The following is a 15,938-nucleotide window of genomic DNA, read 5'->3' on the forward strand; positions in this document are numbered from 1 at the left end:
AGTTAAATAACTTCAAAACCTATAAGCTTGATATGATTGGAAATCAATTTAGAATCTTCATCAATAGGTTCAGACAATTTGGTTGTTATGTACTTCTTGTTGTCATCTGGGAAGACTGTTGCAATCTTCAAGTCATCATTGTCCATAATAACACTTGCCAAGAAGTTTGCACCACTGGAAATACCTATTCCTAATCCTAATTCCTGAGCAATTCTTTTAGACATGTTTATTGCATCACAATCATGAATCAAAACAATATCATCAATCAATTCCTCATCAACGATTCCTGGAATAAAGTCATCACCAATACCTTCAATCAAATGGCTTCCTTCATCCATTCCCATCTTAAGAATGGATAATGTGCTTGGTTCCAATGCAAAGACTTTAGCATCAGGATTATGATCCTTTAGTCTTTTACCGATTCCCATAAGTGTTCCACCGGTTCCGATTCCTGAAACAAATGCATTGACATCTGGAATGGCATCAATGATTTCTTGACCTGTTTTCTTATATTGGGCTTCCACATTCAATTCATTGTCGAACTGAAGAGGCTTATAAGCGCCAATTTCATCTGCAAAATCATCTACAAGTTCAAGAGCTCCCTTGAATCCACCATCTTCTCTGGATACAAGATGAACCTCTGCACCATACATTTGAATAAGTTTCCTTCTTTCAAGAGATACCCAGTCAGGCATGAAAATATGTACATCATGACCTAAAAGCGCTCCAATCGCACTGAAAGCAATTCCAGTGTTTCCGCTTGTAACCTCTATGATAGGTTGGCCATCCTTTAAGTTTCCTCTTTCCTTTTCCTTTTGGATAATGTATAATGCTATTCTGTCTTTAATGCTTCCAGAATAGTTGTAATATTCAACTTTAGAATAAATGCTTCCTTTTTTGCCTTCATATTCATAATCAATCTTAATCATTGGGGTATTGCCAACTAATTTATCAACATTCATAAGATTCCACCAATCAATAATAAAATAATATTAGCAATGATAATAATCATTAGTAAATTAATAAAATTCGTGATTAATTAAATTTTTTAATTAATAAAAATTAATATAACACTATTATTTTTGTATTTTAATTATAAAATACTTTTTAAAAAAATAGGCTAAAAAATTGTATATTAAAGAAAAATTTGTAAAATAGTTGATTATGAAAAAGTTAAAAATAGAAAACTCATAAAAACTTTTTAAAAATTTGATTAAAAAAAGAAATTGATTAAAAAAATAATAGCTAAGAATTATCTTAACTATTTAATTGAGCCTCAATAGCTTGGTCAACTAAATGTAAGAATTGATCCTTAGCTTCATATGGTATCATAGCACCAGCTGCGATATCGTGTCCACCACCTTGCCCGCCAAAGTTAACTGCGACTTCGCTTAAAGCTTTGCCTAAATTAACTCCACGTGCAACCATTGGTCGTGTTGCCCTGCCGGAAACCTTAATGTCCTTATGAAGTCTTGATAATCCTAAAATAGGCTTATCATCATTTAAGATTTTAGCAGACATACCGACACCTGCAATTGTCCCCATAATGCTTTTAAGAACCTTATCCTCACTGTAAAGGTATTGAATATAATTCAATTGTTGGGCACCTTCACGGCTAATCCAATCAAACCCTTTAGTTAGGTCGTTCCTATAAGTCTTTTGGAGATTGAGAGCCTTATCTAAAGCTTCTTCTCTCTCACCAAGAACAATGCTAAGTGCTAATCCATATTCCTTGTTTTTACCACAAGCATCCAAGATTGCAGAATACTCCTCTAAATTACGTAAGACTGGATGTTCACGAGGAACACTGTAAACATCCCCAAATATTTGAGGATTGACCTTTACAAGTTCATCTTTAACAACATCCTTTTCCTCATCTTCTAATTCAATGAACTTAATACCATAGGAAACACCCATTTTTTCAAGGAGTTCCTGTGATTTCTCCAAACTGCCAGTTAATCCTGGAAGTGGGGGATTTAATGTATAAGCAATTGATTTGAATAAAGGCTCTTGTGCTTTAGAGACTATCTTTAAGTCTTCATGGATTTCTAAATTGCCTGCTTCCATCCCATCCTTCAAAATTAATTGGTTTACACCAACAAATCTGTTCTGGCACTGCATATCGCCAAATGCTCCAATAAGCGCCATATATGCCAAATGCTTTTTGTCCATGTCTCTAACTGACAAATAGCTAGATCCCGCACCACTTATTTCACGACTTCCGTCAACACCAAATAAGTGTGGGTTTACATGAACAAGATTGTCTTTAGGTTCATGAGCGCTTGGCTGGTGATGGTCTGCAACAATAACATCCACCTTTAGAGAATTAAGTTGCTTGATACAGGCACTGCCCATATCTGAAAAAACATACAATTCATATTTTTCCTTTGCAACATCCCTAATCACATCTGCCTTAAGTCGAGGGACAATTGTAATGTGGAATTGTCCTCCCTCTTCCTTAATGGCATTAGCTATAATACCTGCTGATGACAATCCATCAGCATCATTATGAGAAATTAATCTAATAATGTTGTCATTTTCGATATGCTTCTTTAGCATATCAGAAGCTTCACATCCTCTACTTAATAGAGAATCAAATTTTTCATTATCTCTATTTAACGAGAAGTGCTGCTTTTGTTGGATCGTATCTCCATCCTTCTGGTAATTGACCATTCTTTGCATAGTATCTACCTAATCTACGGATTCTAGATTCAATGATAGTTAATCCTCTTTTACCATGAAGGTCTTTTGGGTTTTCTTCTAAGTGATCTCTGATATTTACTGCTCTTCTGATTAAATTCATTAAATCTTCAGGGTACTCTTCAGCTTGACCGTTTCTTTTTAAGATTTGGGTAATTTTTTCACCAGTGACTTCTTTTACACTAGGAATACCGTATTGGTCTCTTAAAATTACTCCGATTTGACTTGCAGATTTACCTTCTCTTTTGAATTTTACAATAAATTCTTCGATTTCTTCGTTACTGTATGCGATCCATTCTGGTCTTGCCATAAATATCCTCTCCAATAAGTTTTTTGATTATTTATAGTAAGGTCCTTTGTAAAATAATTATTAATGCAAAGTGTCATGCTAAAATCTATATAAAAATATCATAATCATGACCATTAAAAATTATTTTAAATTCATTTTTGAAAAAACCTTTAAAAAATTACCGAATAGCCAAACAAAATAAAAATAATAAGTTTCAAATTTCATCAATTAAACTAAAATAAAACAGCAATCTTAGATAAAATTGGCCATTCTAATTTTGTCAATTAAAAAATATTTAAAAATTTATTATTCATCATTTTGGTTTACATACCAATTGATAAATTTTTCTAAAGAATTTCTTCTATGTGAATACTGGTTTTTCTCTTCAGTAGTAAGTTCTCCAAAGGTCTTGCCCTCTTCCTCTATTATAAATAGTGGATCATAAGCAAAACCAAGATTGCCTCTTTCTTCAAAAGCTATTTGACCTTCGACACGCCCTAAAAAGACCTTGGGCTCAGAATTGGGTGTGCAATAGCCAATAACTGACCTGAATTCAGCGTATCGATCATCAACTCCATCCATAAGTTTTAATATGTTTTGGTTTCCAAGTGAATTCTGAACAAATTTTGAGTAGGTTCCTGGAAAACCATTTAAAGCTCTTATGAATAAACCAGCATCTTCAACAATCACAGAGCGATTTAACTCTTGGCAAGCATATTTAGCACCGAATTTTGCTACATCCTCAAGAGTTCCTTGAGGTTCCATGTAACCTAAATCAATATGCTCAAGTTCAACACCAAAAAGTTTGAAAATATTCTCTGCTTCTATTACTTTATGTTCGTTCCCAGTTATAAATGTTATCATAGTTTTTATTATATAAAAAAGTTTTAATATATTTATCTGAAAAATAAGAACAAAATGAAAAATGAAAAATCAGTGAAGTTAAACGCTGCCATCAAGGAAAAAATTTTGGTCAAGGTTTTGCACCCGAAGGGGTGGAAAAGCTTGTGTTAGTGGGTATATCTTCCTCTGCCTTCAATTTCTGCTATCTTATTTGCCATTTTAGATTGATTATTGGAATCATAAGCTTCCAAAATCCAATCAAATGTTTGAATGGCTATATCATAATCTATGCTTTGGAATGATTTCTTTAAAACCAAAAGATCCGCTGCCTTATCTTCCAAAAGGTCAGAATATTTACCAAGACCAAAGTCAAAAATAGCCAGATTATCTCTTATATTGTCTAAATCATCATCAATCAAAATCATGTTTGAACCTGTTAAGTCACCATGAATAATATCGCCGTCATGGAATGCCTTGATGTTTTCACCTATTGCGATAGCCAATTCCCTTCTTTTATCCTCTCCAATATTATGCATGATATCCTTCACTAAAGATCCATTGATCTTTTCCATGACAATTGACTTGCCTTCAAAGTCAACATCATATAAAATAGGAGCTCTGACACCAGTCTTTTTAACATCTGACAATATTTTTGCTTCACTTTTGGTTCTAAGCTTTCTGATTTTATTGTCAATTTCAGGAATCCTATAGGATTTGGGAACTCTGTTTTTTACAATAGCTTCCCTTCCAAGCCAAGTTGCCTCATAAATATCTGATTCCGCTCCTTTAGCTCTAAGATCTTTAGGTAAGTTCAACTTATATTTTGTATTGTCAACCCATGGAGCATCCACTTCATCGGTTCTGAATCTTTGAATGATATTGGTGTCCTCTATCTTAAGTGGTCCATAGGCCTTATACATCAATTGGCCGAGCCATGCAATCATAACGCCATTGTCACCAGAGTATTTCATCTCAGGCATGTAGAATTTTGCATAATGCTCCTCTGCCATTATCTTCATCATTTCCCTAAGTCTGCTGTTTGCAGAAACTCCGCCACATAAGAGAACTTCATCCTTTTCTGTATGTGCAAGTGCCCTTTCAGTCACTTCAACAAGCATTGCAAAAGCAGTTTCCTGAAGTGAAAAGCAGATATCCTCAATTCTTTCTCCTTTTTTATGAGCCCTTAAAGCAGCACTTAAAAGACCTGAAAATGAGAAATCCATGCCCTTTACAACATAAGGCAAATCAATGTAGGAACCTTCCTTAGCGAGTTTTTCAACAACTGGCCCTCCAGGATGACCAAGTCCTGTTTCACGACCGAAATGGTCAAGGCAGTTTCCAATGGCTATATCCAATGTTTCACCAAAGATTCTGTATCTGCCAGATTCATAAGCAATCACTTGACTGTTTCCTCCACTTACATAAAGGGTAACCGGATTTCGAGCACCAGTATCCAATTTTCCAATTTCAACGTGACCAATGCAATGGTTTACACCAACGATTGGAACATTAAGGCTCAATGCAAGTGTTCTTGCAGAAGTGGCTACGGTTCTAAGTGCTGGACCAAGACCTGGACCTTGTGAAAAAGAGATGAAATCAATATCCTTATAGCTAAGGCCTGCCTCTTCCATAGCTTGTGGAATGAGTTGAGGAATCCATTTGGCATGATGTTCAGCTGCTTCCCTTGGATGTATACCTCCCTCTTCTGGATACAATTGTTTTCCAGCCATAGCCAATACATTACCATCACTGTCTACAATACCGATTCCAGTCTTTTCTGCAGTTCCTTCAATTCCTAAAGATATCAATTTCAATGCACCATTTCAATAATTTTAAAAATGAATAAAATCAGTTCATATTAAGTATATTAATATTAAATATATTAAATACATTTATATAATTTTTATCAATAATATATTTATAGAACAAGTTAATTAATTTAATCAAGAATTACAATATTCTAAATTAATTTATCAAAAATGCTTTAAAAAATTTAATGAATTTAAGATGATAAGATGATAGAAGGATTAAAAACTTATGGATCAGAGAAATTGGTAAAAGAATTGCCAAACTTAAAAAACCCGATTTTTATTTGTACAATAGCTACAACTGAAACCTCAAAGATTCCGGGACTTACTGGTGCTGGAGCTACTCCAGAACTTACAAAATATACTCCCGCTGGAGATGCTGAACTTATTTTGGATGGAGAAGTCAAATGTATGACAGACATCCCTCAAACAATCATTGGAGAAGTAGTAACTCCTACCCCCTCAATGATTACAAAAGGTTCCCTTGCACTTTGTGACTGTCCTGTTATGGTTTTAGATGCAGGAAGTGAAATCAAGGCAAACTCTGATGTATTTGACATAAGCGATGGAAAGCATGGAAAAGACATTAGAACAGGTAATGCTGTTGAAGACCCTGAAGAGCTTTTTGAAAAAGGATTTGAACTTGCTGAAATCCTATCTGAAAAGCATGATTACATTGTAATTGGGGAAAGCCTACCTGCAGGTACAACCACCGCTCTTGGAGTATTGGTTGGACTTGGCTATGATGCAAAAGGAAAAGTCAGCGGTTGCATGGACACAAATCCTCATGAAATGAAAAATGCAATTGTTGAAGAGGGATTGAAAAATGCGGGATTGGAAGAATCCAAAGAAAATGATCCTTTTGATGTGGTTAGGGCAGTTGGAGATCCTATGCTTCCAGCTGTTGCAGGAGTTCTTATGGGTGCGAAAGTGCCTGTTGTATTGGCAGGGGGAACTCAACTCACCGCTGCATGTGCAATTGCAAAGGCATTGGACCCAGACTTTGATTTCTCAAACAGTTGCCTTGCAACTACCGCATTTGTAGTGAAAGATAACACTGCAGACATGCTTAATATTGTAGAGCAAATAGGGGATATCACTGTAAATGCTGTAAACCCTAACTTTGAAATTTCCAGTGTAGAAGGGCTTAAGAACTATACACAAGGATTCATCAAGGAGGGTGCTGGTGCTGGAGGAGCTATGTTCTTGGCTCTTATGCTTGGAAACAGCATCGATGAAATCAGAGAATCCATTGAAGATGCTTGTAGTTAAATTATAATTAATTTAACTATATTTTTTTAAAAAAAGTAATTATTCGTAAATATTAAAACAAATTATAAAAATCTAAAATTTACGTGAAAAAAGTAAAACTAGAAAAAATAGAGAAAAACAATAGATAAAAAATAAGAAAAAAAGAAAATACACTTATTCCTGAATGGAAATAAATGCAATTTTTCCGCCTTTAATAACTTTTAAACCTTCACCATCATCCAAAACTAAGTTTAAAAAGTTATCAATGGTAATTATTTTTCCTTCTACTTCTTCCCAGTTTTTTAAACCAATGAGAACATCTTTGCCTTTGAATCTAGCAAATTGTTTGTTTACTTGGAAATTGTCACTCATTTTATAGCCTCATAAAATTATAAAAATTAAATAATAATATACGTAAAATACTATTTATCCTTAATATCTTATAAACTTATTTAATGAACTGATTTAAAATTATCAAAATTTAATTTAAGTTTAATTCATTTAAAAGTTTATCTCTTTCTTTTCTAAGCTCTTTTAATAATTTTTCATCGTTACACCCTTCTTTTTCTAATTTTGCTAAAGTGTGTGTAACAGCTTGTAATGTAGCTTCAAGTTGATTTACAGACATGTTTTCTCTCCCTAAATTTTTATGAATTGAATTTAAATAATTTTTGATTATAATTAATCTTATTATGATAATTACTCTTATTATGTATCTTATATTATATATTGTTTGTGTATTATGAAATAAATTTTAATCATTTGCCATACCATTCCTTTAAGGCATCCAAATCATGAGCCATATCCAATATCAAAGGGGTTAATGTAGGCAAATTCTCCTCTAAAAGGACATAATCATCACTGTCTTTAGGATTTCCTTCGTAAAAAACGCCATCAATCCAATAATAAGGTCTTCCCCTTGGGTCTATACGCATTTCAACAACAGGCTCATACATTCTTGTAGCCAATGGACATATTTTAGGTTCATAGGAATCAGGATTAGCGGGAACATTCAAGTTCAATATGTCAACACCTTCTGGAAATCCATTATCAATGACTTTTTGGATAAGTTCCCTTAAGACCTTTTGACTTGATGAAAAATCAATTTCAATATGTCCTTCATCAAACTTGATATTGTCATCAGGAGTGTGCTGGCTCACTGCAATTGTAGGAATTCCAAGAGAAGCGGCCTCTGTTGCAGCACCGATTGTACCAGAGGTGGATAGTTCTCCTTTACCTGTGTTTCTACCAGTGTTGATTCCAGAAATCACCAAGTCAGGCCAATCGTCCATTATTTCATAAATGCCTATAGTCACTGCATCTGTAGGAGTTCCAGTCACTCCATATCCAATGTCACCATCTCTCAAATTGACTTCATTCACCCTGATAGGTTCAACGAGTGTCAATGCATGACCAATCCCACTTTGCTGTTTAGAAGGTGCAACCACAAAGGTTTCTCCAAATTCATCAGCAACTTGCTTGGCTGCTAAAATTCCTGATGCATCTACGCCATCATCATTAGATAATAAAATTTTCATACGAATCAACAACGATAAAAATTAAAAAAATATTGATAAAATAAATTTTCTTCAATAAAATATAAAAGAATAAAAAAAGAAGCTAATTTAAAAAACATTAGCTCTAAGATTATTTATTTGCGGAAATCAATCTTCTAGCTGCTCTCATATCATTGCTGTATATGTGACCAGAAGTGGAATGGTAATGAAGACCGCCAAAGTTGAGTTTATCTCCCATGATTTCCTTATTTACTTCCTCTTTCATTTTAATTCCAATATAAGTTATGAAGAACATGTTGGAATAGAATGCTCCAAAAATGTCATTGGAACGGAAGAAACAGTGAATGGTTAATTCTCCATCCCTAACAAGAATCTGCAATACCTGCAAGCATGGAATGTCTTCCCTATCTCCATCCAATGCAGGGTCAATTGTAACAGCAACTGCACGATTACTTCCAGTAGCGGTTAGGATTCTTTGTTTCATGGTTTCAAATTGGTCTACACCGAAATGCTCCAAGATACGATTAGGATAAGTGTAAACAAAACCTTGATCATCCCTTATTTCAAAGGATTTTACATATTCATACAATGCATCCCCTTTGATAGGACATGATGGAATATCAAATTTTCCGCTTTTAATCTCTTCCAACATCAATTCAGGAGTCATGTGTTGATATTTTGCTCTGAATTTTAAATCCAATGGATCATCAATATAATAATAATTACCAAGACTTTCTTTTAAATGATGATCACTGTCCTTATAGGTTTCCTTTCCTTCTTTTAAGATTTTATCAACAAAATCTAAGTAACATTGACCAATAGATAACATAATAAACGTTCCTTAAAATTATAATTAAAAAATAATCTAAACTTTTAAAAAATTAATGTTTGAAATTAATGTTTAAAATTAATGTTTAAAATTATATTTCATTAGATTATATAACTAATATTAATATATTTTTTCATTATTATAAATATTATGAAAAAATTTGAAAAAATGAAAAAAATTATGGAAAATGAGTGAGAATATAAGCGAATTTGATTAATTTTTTAGAAAAATTTAATAAAAATTATATATTGAGAAAATATAAATATATTATATTAAAATTAAGATAAGGTGAAACCGTGGAAAAGCCACAATTAGTGAATTTTATAGCTAAAGTTCTTGAAGATTCTGGCTTTAAAGTTTATAAAAATTTTAAGACATCACAACAGGTTGTAGACATATATGCAATCCTTCAAACATCAATGGGTGATTTTGGTTTAGTGGTTGCATGTAAAAACTACGATAAGGACTGGGAAGTCGGAATCGATGTTTTAAAGGAAATGGAAGTCATTGGTAAAAAACTTAGAGCCTCCAAAGTAGCTGTTGTAACCAGTTCCGGTTTTTCCTCTCAAGCTAAAAGATATGCTGAAGAGAGAAAGATCAAATTGATTGATAGAAACAACCTTGTCACTTTAGCTAAAAAATATTCAAATAAAAACAAGGAAACTAAGTCAAGATTAGACCGTGGAGCAAGCAGATTAACAGATATTGATAGTGATTCATTCTACAATAGGGATGTTAATAGAGATTATATTGACAATACATCAAATTATAATAGGGATTATGAGGATGACAGGTCATATAATAGGCTTCAAGGTGCTTATGAAGGTTATGAGGAATTCTCTGAAGATATGGAATATTATGAGGATGAAGTCGGCGGATTGGAATTAAGTCATTATAGTGAGTATGATGACGACCTATACCGTGCTGAGTTTTTAAATAAAACTCCTAGAGACAACTATTCAGGTCCAACTAGCACATTATTTGCAAGCCGCCACCAACAAGCTCCAAAAAGACGAAGAAGAGCTCCTTCTCTTTCAGGAAATAGAAGAGCCGGCTCCCTTAGCCAAAGAAGCAATAGGCCTGCAAACAATCATAGCTTCTTCTCATCTTCTGATAATGCTTTAAGTAATTTTGGCGGACATGTACCTCAAAAGCCAAGCAAGCCTTGGGGAGAGATTATAAAACCTATATTAAGCAACCCTATAGCATCTGTTGCTGTGGTAGTCATTATTTCATATTTAATTGGATTTATCCTTGGAAAAATAGTAAAAGTGCCTACAGGATACTTAGGTATTGCTGAACTAGTGATGGCATTGATTTTGTCTTATGGTATCGTATTATACTCAGACAAAGAAGCGGATGTTTTAGTAAAAGGATCAATCGTGTTCTTTATATCATTAGTAATAATTATGATATTGATTGTTGCTTTCTAGATTAGTGCTTTTACACAAAAGCGTTTCAACCCAATCTTAATTTAATTTTTTAAATCACCATTTTTCTTTTTTCATTATTTTTATTTAAAAAATTACTTATTTCATCTTTTTTATCTGATTTTAAAAATTAGTTTTTTTAAAAAAAAATAATTATTCTAACATTAACGAACAGATGAATGAGAACTAAAAATGAGAACTAAAAATGAGAACTAAAAATAGCTAATTAAAAAGAAATGAATGATGAAAAATTTCAAAATAAAAAAAAAAAGTTGAGAAGTGGTTCCGACGAGATTCGAACTCGTGATCCTCTCGTTGTAAGCGAGATATCATACCCCTAGACCACGGAACCATTGCAAAAAAGTAGAATTAAAGTTTTTTAAAAAAATTAATTCAAAAAATAAAGTAAAAAGAAAATTTTCTCAAAAAATGAGAAAAAATTTTGGTCAAGGTTTTTGACCGAAGGTCAAAAAGCTTGGGAGTGGTTCCGACGAGATTCGAACTCGTGATCCTCTCGTTGTAAGCGAGATATCATACCCCTAGACCACGGAACCATACTACATAATAAATATTGTTAACATCTTATTTAAAACTTTCGATGGAAAAGATTTAAAATAAAAATCTTTGATGTAATCTTGAAAAAATAAGATATAAATGAATAAAATACAAAAATATCTAATGAAAAATCTTTAAAATAAGCAATATATTTAAAATATAAAAAATAAATAGTTAATAAAGGAATTATTTTTTAAAAACTATTAATCAAGCATAAAGTGCTGATTAAATAAAACAATTCTTAACTAACTACATTGACATTAAAATTTGACATTAAACAAATACTTTTAAAAAACAAAAAGGTGAAAAAATGGCATTTGATGAAAATTTAAAAGTTTGGATGGATGGAGAATTTGTAGCATTAAAAGATGCTAAAATCAGCGTTCTCTCTCACGTAGTCCACTATGGAACTGCAGTATTTGAAGGTATAAGATGTTATGAAACTGAAAATGGACCTGCTGTATTCCGTTTAAAAGAACACGTACAAAGATTATTTGATTCCGCTAAAATTTACAAAATGGAAATTCCATTTACTCAAGAGGAAATCTGTGATGCAATCATAGAAACCATTAAGGAAAACAACTTAAAAGGCTGTTACATCAGACCAATTACCTACAGAGGATTTGGTGAATTAGGTGTAAACCCATTAAACTGTCCTGTAAACACCACCATTGCTGTATGGGAATGGGGAGCATACATTGGAGAAGAGGAAATGGAACAAGGTGCAAACATCGGTATTTCCACTTGGAGAAAACCTGCACCAGGAACATTACCTGTTCTTGCAAAAGCTGCAGCTAACTACATGAACTCCCAACTTGCTAACTTGGAAGCAGGAGAACATGGATACGATGAAGCAATCCAATTAGATTATCATGGACATGTTGCAGAAGGTAGTGGAGAAAACATTTTCATCGTAGAAGATGGAAAAATTATCACTCCTGATTTAGGTTCTTCCATTCTTAGAGGAATTACCAGAGACAGCATCATGACCATTGCAAAAGACTTAGGTTATGAAGTTTCTGAAGAAACCATCTCAAGAGAAAGATTATACTTAGCTGATGAAGTATTCTTTACTGGAAGTGCAGCAGAAGTTACTCCAATCCGTGCAATCGACAACAGACAAATCGGTATCGGATCAAGAGGACCTGTAACTAAAGAATTGCAAGAGAAATACTTCGATGCAGTATATGGAAGATCTGAAGACATTCATAATTGGTTAACTTATGTCGAATAGACATGAGTTAATTAAATTTTTTTTAAAACTTTTTAAGACTTAACTAAATTAAAAATCTTATAAAAAAATAAACGAGTTGAAATAATGGATATTTTTCAAGCAATAATCATTGGACTTGTCCAAGGATTAACTGAATTTCTGCCTGTAAGCAGTTCTGCTCATTTGATCTTTGCTCAACAGGCATTAGGTGTTGGTGATGTAGGACTCGCTTTTGATGTGTTGATGCATGTAGGAACCCTTGTGGCTGTAATAGTCTATTTCTTTAATGATATTGTAAATATGATTAAAGGATTCCTTTTAAGTCTTGTTGACTTAAAGGATGGAAATTTCATAAGAGAAATCAAAAAAGACCCTTATAAGAAATTGGCTTGGCTTACAATATTAGCTACCATTCCTGTAGGTGTTGTAGGAGTATTGTTTAACGATATAATCGAATCAATGTTTCAGGGATTGACCATACCTGCATTCCTACTTTTAGTGACAGGTTGTCTTTTATATGTTTCCCAAAGAATGAACACCGGCAGAATAGATGTTAGAAACATTACCATTAAAGAAGCTCTTATCATGGGATGCGGACAAGCATTAGCTATATTGCCAGGACTTTCCCGTTCAGGTACCACAATAGCTGCGGGATTGTTTGCAGGATTGGATAAGGAATTTGCTGCAAAATTCAGTTTCATCTTATCAATTCCAGCAATTTTAGGTGCGGCGGTTTTCCAACTCAAGGATTTAAGCGGAGGAAATATTGAAATAGGTGCTTGCATTGCAGGATTTGTCGTAGCAGTTATTTCAGGATACTTGGCTATAAGCGTATTGCTTAAAATCGTTAGAGAAAAAAGCTTGGACATATTCGCATACTACTGTTGGATTGTAGGATTAATCGTCTTGATTGGAAGTTTAATACTCTAATCAACTTAAAAAAAAAAGTTTAGAGAATATTTCTCTAAATTTTACTATTTTTATTTTTTATTTATTCCAGAAATTTATTGTTACTCATTTTAAAAATTAGCGCATATCTATTTTAAAATAACTATTTTTAATTTTCTATTGTAGAAAAAATTTTAGATAAAAAAGTAAAATAATAAGTTTTTTAATAAAATAAAAATTTTAAACTCTTTTTTTAAAAAAATTCAAAATCAAAAAATAAAGAAAAAATAGTTTAAAAAAAAATATATTGTATACAATTTGTATACAATTAAAGCTCAACTTTTATACCCATGATTTCTCTTTTTCCATGAGCAATATCCCTTGCTATTTGTGCCGCACCAATAGCTCCGGATTCACTGGAAATGATTTTGGTTGGGTACTTGCTCTTGAAGTACTTGTTCAACTCTTTTTCAAAATCAACAGGATCTTTCATAGACCCCATAGAACCAGTTAAAACAATTCCTTCAATTTCATTTTTGCTCACTGCAATCAAGCCTGCAATTTCCATAGCTACAGTCATGATCATAGTGTCAATAGCTAATTTAGCCTTTTCATCCCCATTTCTATAATTATTTAAAAGTTCATCCTTCATGAATGCAACCTTATTGTCAATGCCAGCAATTTTTATAGCCCCTGCATGTGAGAAGCATTCATTGGCAGTGCGTTTTCCATCATCAATGTCCCTAATCATTTCCAAGTCAAGAGGGCCATGAACAACACCCATTGCACCGCAACAGGCATCAATGGCTCCTTTAATTATTCCATCTTCAACAAGCAAGTCAACGCTATTTGAACTGATGTCCGCCACAATCATGTTTTCCCAATTGGTTTCAAGATAAGCGTTATAGACAATGCTAATCTTTTCAGGGCTTGCATGATGGGAATAGGCTGCTCTGAACAATGGGTCTAGCCAATCGCAATTCTTATGGATTCCTGGAATCATCAAGACAGGCAAATTGGCATTTTCAATTTCTGAATATACTGATGTTCCTCCACCAGTTACCTTACCTGCACCTCCAATTGAAAGGATTCCTCTGTTTTCAACTCTTTCCATTGGAAGAATGGTGCTGATTCCATCTCCCATAGCATAAGTGATAATCATTAATTCAATATCGTCCAAATTCACACGTTTAGACAATTCTTCAATGGCTGACACTTTCCCAGCCTTACTATCTTCACGAGATATCTTAAAAACATCAAGAACTTGCCTCTCATTCATTATAGCAAATGAAATACCGGTAGTTCCGTGATCCATACCTACAAATACCATTCTAATCACAATAAATTTTTTAAAATTTTAAAGAATAATAATCTAAAATTTGAAATTATAATAGACTTTTCATTAGTTAATTTAGATATATTTGGCATAGTTTAAAAACTTTTATATAATATTTAAAAAACAAGAAGTATTTAAAAAGTTTGAAAGAAAAATTTGATAAAAATAGATAATATTGTAAAAATAACTAAAAAAAGAAAAAATAAAAAAGAAAGAAGAAACTAGTATAGTAACTAGTAAAAAATTTTGGTCAAGGTTTTTAGCCGAAGGCTAAAAAGCTTGGTTATTCATCTTCTTTTTGTAATCCACAAGCAATTCTTAATCTTTTACCGACAATTTCGATGTCTTCTTTTTCTTCAGCAGCTCTCATTTCTTTTAAGTTTGCTGCATCAGTTGCGTTTTCATCTGCAAATTGTTTTTTGAAGGTTCCATCTTGGATTTCAGTTAAGATTGCTTTCATTTCAGCTTTGGTTGCATCAGTAATTATTCTGCCACCTCTGGTTAATCCACCATATTCAGCAGTGTTACTTACATCATGCCACATTCCAGCCATACCGTTTTCGTAGATGTCATCTACAATGAGCTTAACTTCGTGACAGGTTTCAAAGTAAGCGATTTCAGGTTGGTAACCTGCTTCAACTAAAGTTTCAAATCCTGCTTTGATAAGTGCACTGAGTCCACCACATAATACAGCTTGTTCACCGAATAAGTCAGTTTCAGTTTCTTCTTGGAAGGTGGTTTCAATTACACCTGCTCTGGTAAGGCCAACAGCTTTTGCCATACCTAATGCAATTTGCAAAGCGTCTCCAGTAGCGTCTTGTTCAATAGCTACTAAACCAGGAATACCGAAACCGTCTAAGTAAGTGGTTCTTACTCTAGATCCAGGTCCTTTAGGTGCAAACATTACAATGTTTACATCTTCTCCAGGTTGGATTAATCCAAAGTGAATGTTGTAACCGTGAGAGAATGAAATAGTGTTTCCAGCTTCAACATAAGGAGCAATTTGTTCTTTGTAAACTTTTTCTTGGGTTTCATCAGGTAATAAGATGTGGATAATGTCTGCAGCTTCAGCAGCTTCTTCAATAGTTTTTACATTCATTCCATCATCAACAGCTTTTTGCCAGGATGAACCGCCTTCTCTAAGACCAACAATTACGTTTAATCCACTGTCAGCCATGTTTCTAGATTGACCACGTCCTTGACTTCCGTATCCGATTACAGCAATGGTTTTGTCTGCAACGACTTCTGCGTCAACATCGTCATCATAATACATTTTCAT

Annotated in this window: 15 protein-coding genes and 2 tRNA genes; 4 read left to right on the forward strand and 13 right to left on the reverse strand. The window is 33.3% G+C overall.

Features of this window, described 5'->3' with window-relative positions:
- Window positions 1-2: 2 nt before the first annotated feature.
- The 5 genes from ACJMLB_RS04855 to ACJMLB_RS04875 all read right to left on the reverse strand — a co-directional run bounded on the left by ACJMLB_RS04855 (window position 3) and on the right by ACJMLB_RS04875 (window position 5,640).
- The gene (locus ACJMLB_RS04855; protein ID WP_405288542.1) at window positions 3-962 is read right to left on the reverse strand and encodes a PLP-dependent cysteine synthase family protein; all 960 of its coding nucleotides are present in this window, start codon (window positions 960-962) and stop codon (window positions 3-5) included.
- Between the two features lie 295 nt (window positions 963-1,257).
- Window positions 1,258-2,559, reverse strand: coding sequence for a DHHA1 domain-containing protein (locus ACJMLB_RS04860; protein WP_405324144.1), 1,302 nt, complete (start codon window positions 2,557-2,559; stop codon window positions 1,258-1,260).
- A 52-nt stretch (window positions 2,560-2,611) separates the two neighbouring features.
- Window positions 2,612-3,010: a 30S ribosomal protein S15 gene (locus tag ACJMLB_RS04865; RefSeq protein ID WP_292788541.1), complete on the reverse strand. Its 399-nt coding sequence runs from the start codon at window positions 3,008-3,010 to the stop codon at window positions 2,612-2,614.
- A gap of 285 nt (window positions 3,011-3,295) precedes the next feature.
- Entirely contained in the window at window positions 3,296-3,853 is a 558-nt protein-coding gene (locus tag ACJMLB_RS04870) for an XTP/dITP diphosphatase (RefSeq protein ID WP_405324131.1), read from the reverse strand.
- A 146-nt stretch (window positions 3,854-3,999) separates the two neighbouring features.
- Complete coding sequence (locus ACJMLB_RS04875; RefSeq protein ID WP_405324146.1) at window positions 4,000-5,640, reverse strand: bifunctional N(6)-L-threonylcarbamoyladenine synthase/serine/threonine protein kinase; 1,641 nt, start codon at window positions 5,638-5,640, stop codon at window positions 4,000-4,002.
- Between the two features lie 207 nt (window positions 5,641-5,847).
- Between ACJMLB_RS04875 and cobT the strand changes: the two genes are divergently transcribed.
- A complete protein-coding gene (gene cobT, locus ACJMLB_RS04880) occupies window positions 5,848-6,912 on the forward strand; it encodes a nicotinate mononucleotide-dependent phosphoribosyltransferase CobT (protein ID WP_405324133.1) in 1,065 nt (354 codons plus the stop codon).
- Between the two features lie 153 nt (window positions 6,913-7,065).
- Here cobT and ACJMLB_RS04885 read toward each other — a convergent pair whose 3' ends face one another.
- From ACJMLB_RS04885 to ACJMLB_RS04900, 4 genes are all read right to left on the reverse strand, one after another.
- The gene (locus ACJMLB_RS04885; RefSeq protein WP_292779312.1) at window positions 7,066-7,263 is read right to left on the reverse strand and encodes an LSM domain-containing protein; all 198 of its coding nucleotides are present in this window, start codon (window positions 7,261-7,263) and stop codon (window positions 7,066-7,068) included.
- A 109-nt stretch (window positions 7,264-7,372) separates the two neighbouring features.
- Entirely contained in the window at window positions 7,373-7,519 is a 147-nt protein-coding gene (locus ACJMLB_RS04890; RefSeq protein ID WP_295608065.1) for a hypothetical protein, read from the reverse strand.
- 130 nt (window positions 7,520-7,649) lie between these two features.
- Entirely contained in the window at window positions 7,650-8,429 is a 780-nt protein-coding gene (gene surE, locus ACJMLB_RS04895; RefSeq protein ID WP_405324136.1) for a 5'/3'-nucleotidase SurE, read from the reverse strand.
- 109 nt (window positions 8,430-8,538) lie between these two features.
- Window positions 8,539-9,237 carry a thymidylate synthase gene (locus ACJMLB_RS04900; RefSeq protein ID WP_292787060.1) on the reverse strand — a complete coding sequence of 233 codons (699 nt, stop codon included), beginning with the start codon at window positions 9,235-9,237 and terminating at the stop codon, window positions 8,539-8,541.
- A 296-nt stretch (window positions 9,238-9,533) separates the two neighbouring features.
- On the opposite strand from ACJMLB_RS04900, the gene ACJMLB_RS04905 reads away from it, so the two are divergent.
- Window positions 9,534-10,670: a restriction endonuclease gene (locus tag ACJMLB_RS04905; RefSeq protein ID WP_405324138.1), complete on the forward strand. Its 1,137-nt coding sequence runs from the start codon at window positions 9,534-9,536 to the stop codon at window positions 10,668-10,670.
- A 277-nt stretch (window positions 10,671-10,947) separates the two neighbouring features.
- Here the strand turns inward: ACJMLB_RS04905 and ACJMLB_RS04910 are convergent.
- Window positions 10,948-11,019: transfer RNA gene (locus ACJMLB_RS04910), tRNA-Val, on the reverse strand.
- Window positions 11,020-11,149: 130 nt separating this feature from the next.
- Window positions 11,150-11,221 (reverse strand) — tRNA-Val (locus tag ACJMLB_RS04915).
- 311 nt (window positions 11,222-11,532) lie between these two features.
- Here ACJMLB_RS04915 and ACJMLB_RS04920 point away from each other — a divergent pair.
- Both ACJMLB_RS04920 and ACJMLB_RS04925 read left to right on the forward strand, forming a co-directional pair.
- Window positions 11,533-12,456, forward strand: coding sequence for a branched-chain amino acid transaminase (locus tag ACJMLB_RS04920; protein ID WP_298534654.1), 924 nt, complete (start codon window positions 11,533-11,535; stop codon window positions 12,454-12,456).
- Between the two features lie 84 nt (window positions 12,457-12,540).
- Complete coding sequence (locus tag ACJMLB_RS04925; protein ID WP_405324141.1) at window positions 12,541-13,365, forward strand: undecaprenyl-diphosphate phosphatase; 825 nt, start codon at window positions 12,541-12,543, stop codon at window positions 13,363-13,365.
- Between the two features lie 286 nt (window positions 13,366-13,651).
- Here ACJMLB_RS04925 and ACJMLB_RS04930 read toward each other — a convergent pair whose 3' ends face one another.
- Window positions 13,652-14,653 (reverse strand): methanogenesis marker 12 protein, encoded by a 1,002-nt coding sequence (locus tag ACJMLB_RS04930; protein WP_405324143.1) that lies wholly within the window; start codon window positions 14,651-14,653, stop codon window positions 13,652-13,654.
- Window positions 14,654-14,942: 289 nt separating this feature from the next.
- On the reverse strand, window positions 14,943-15,938 hold a 996-nt coding region (gene ilvC, locus ACJMLB_RS04935), incomplete at its 5' end, for a ketol-acid reductoisomerase (protein WP_292786243.1).

Source organism: Methanobrevibacter sp., assembly GCF_045114555.1.
Taxonomy (GTDB): Archaea; Methanobacteriota; Methanobacteria; order Methanobacteriales; family Methanobacteriaceae; genus Methanobrevibacter.

What these genes read in the sequence shown, in the direction of transcription:
- ACJMLB_RS04855 (WP_405288542.1), bottom strand. Translation starts at nt 962, where the DNA reads ATGAATGTTGATAAATTAGTTGGCAATACCCCAATGATTAAGATTGAT.
- ACJMLB_RS04860 (WP_405324144.1), bottom strand. Translation starts at nt 2,559, where the DNA reads ATGCTAAAGAAGCATATCGAAAATGACAACATTATTAGATTAATTTCT.
- ACJMLB_RS04865 (WP_292788541.1), bottom strand. Translation starts at nt 3,010, where the DNA reads ATGGCAAGACCAGAATGGATCGCATACAGTAACGAAGAAATCGAAGAA.
- ACJMLB_RS04870 (WP_405324131.1), bottom strand. Translation starts at nt 3,853, where the DNA reads ATGATAACATTTATAACTGGGAACGAACATAAAGTAATAGAAGCAGAG.
- cobT (WP_405324133.1), top strand. Translation starts at nt 5,848, where the DNA reads ATGATAGAAGGATTAAAAACTTATGGATCAGAGAAATTGGTAAAAGAA.
- ACJMLB_RS04885 (WP_292779312.1), bottom strand. Translation starts at nt 7,263, where the DNA reads ATGAGTGACAATTTCCAAGTAAACAAACAATTTGCTAGATTCAAAGGC.
- ACJMLB_RS04890 (WP_295608065.1), bottom strand. Translation starts at nt 7,519, where the DNA reads ATGTCTGTAAATCAACTTGAAGCTACATTACAAGCTGTTACACACACT.
- surE (WP_405324136.1), bottom strand. Translation starts at nt 8,429, where the DNA reads ATGAAAATTTTATTATCTAATGATGATGGCGTAGATGCATCAGGAATT.
- ACJMLB_RS04900 (WP_292787060.1), bottom strand. Translation starts at nt 9,237, where the DNA reads ATGTTATCTATTGGTCAATGTTACTTAGATTTTGTTGATAAAATCTTA.
- ACJMLB_RS04920 (WP_298534654.1), top strand. Translation starts at nt 11,533, where the DNA reads ATGGCATTTGATGAAAATTTAAAAGTTTGGATGGATGGAGAATTTGTA.
- ACJMLB_RS04925 (WP_405324141.1), top strand. Translation starts at nt 12,541, where the DNA reads ATGGATATTTTTCAAGCAATAATCATTGGACTTGTCCAAGGATTAACT.
- ACJMLB_RS04930 (WP_405324143.1), bottom strand. Translation starts at nt 14,653, where the DNA reads ATGGTATTTGTAGGTATGGATCACGGAACTACCGGTATTTCATTTGCT.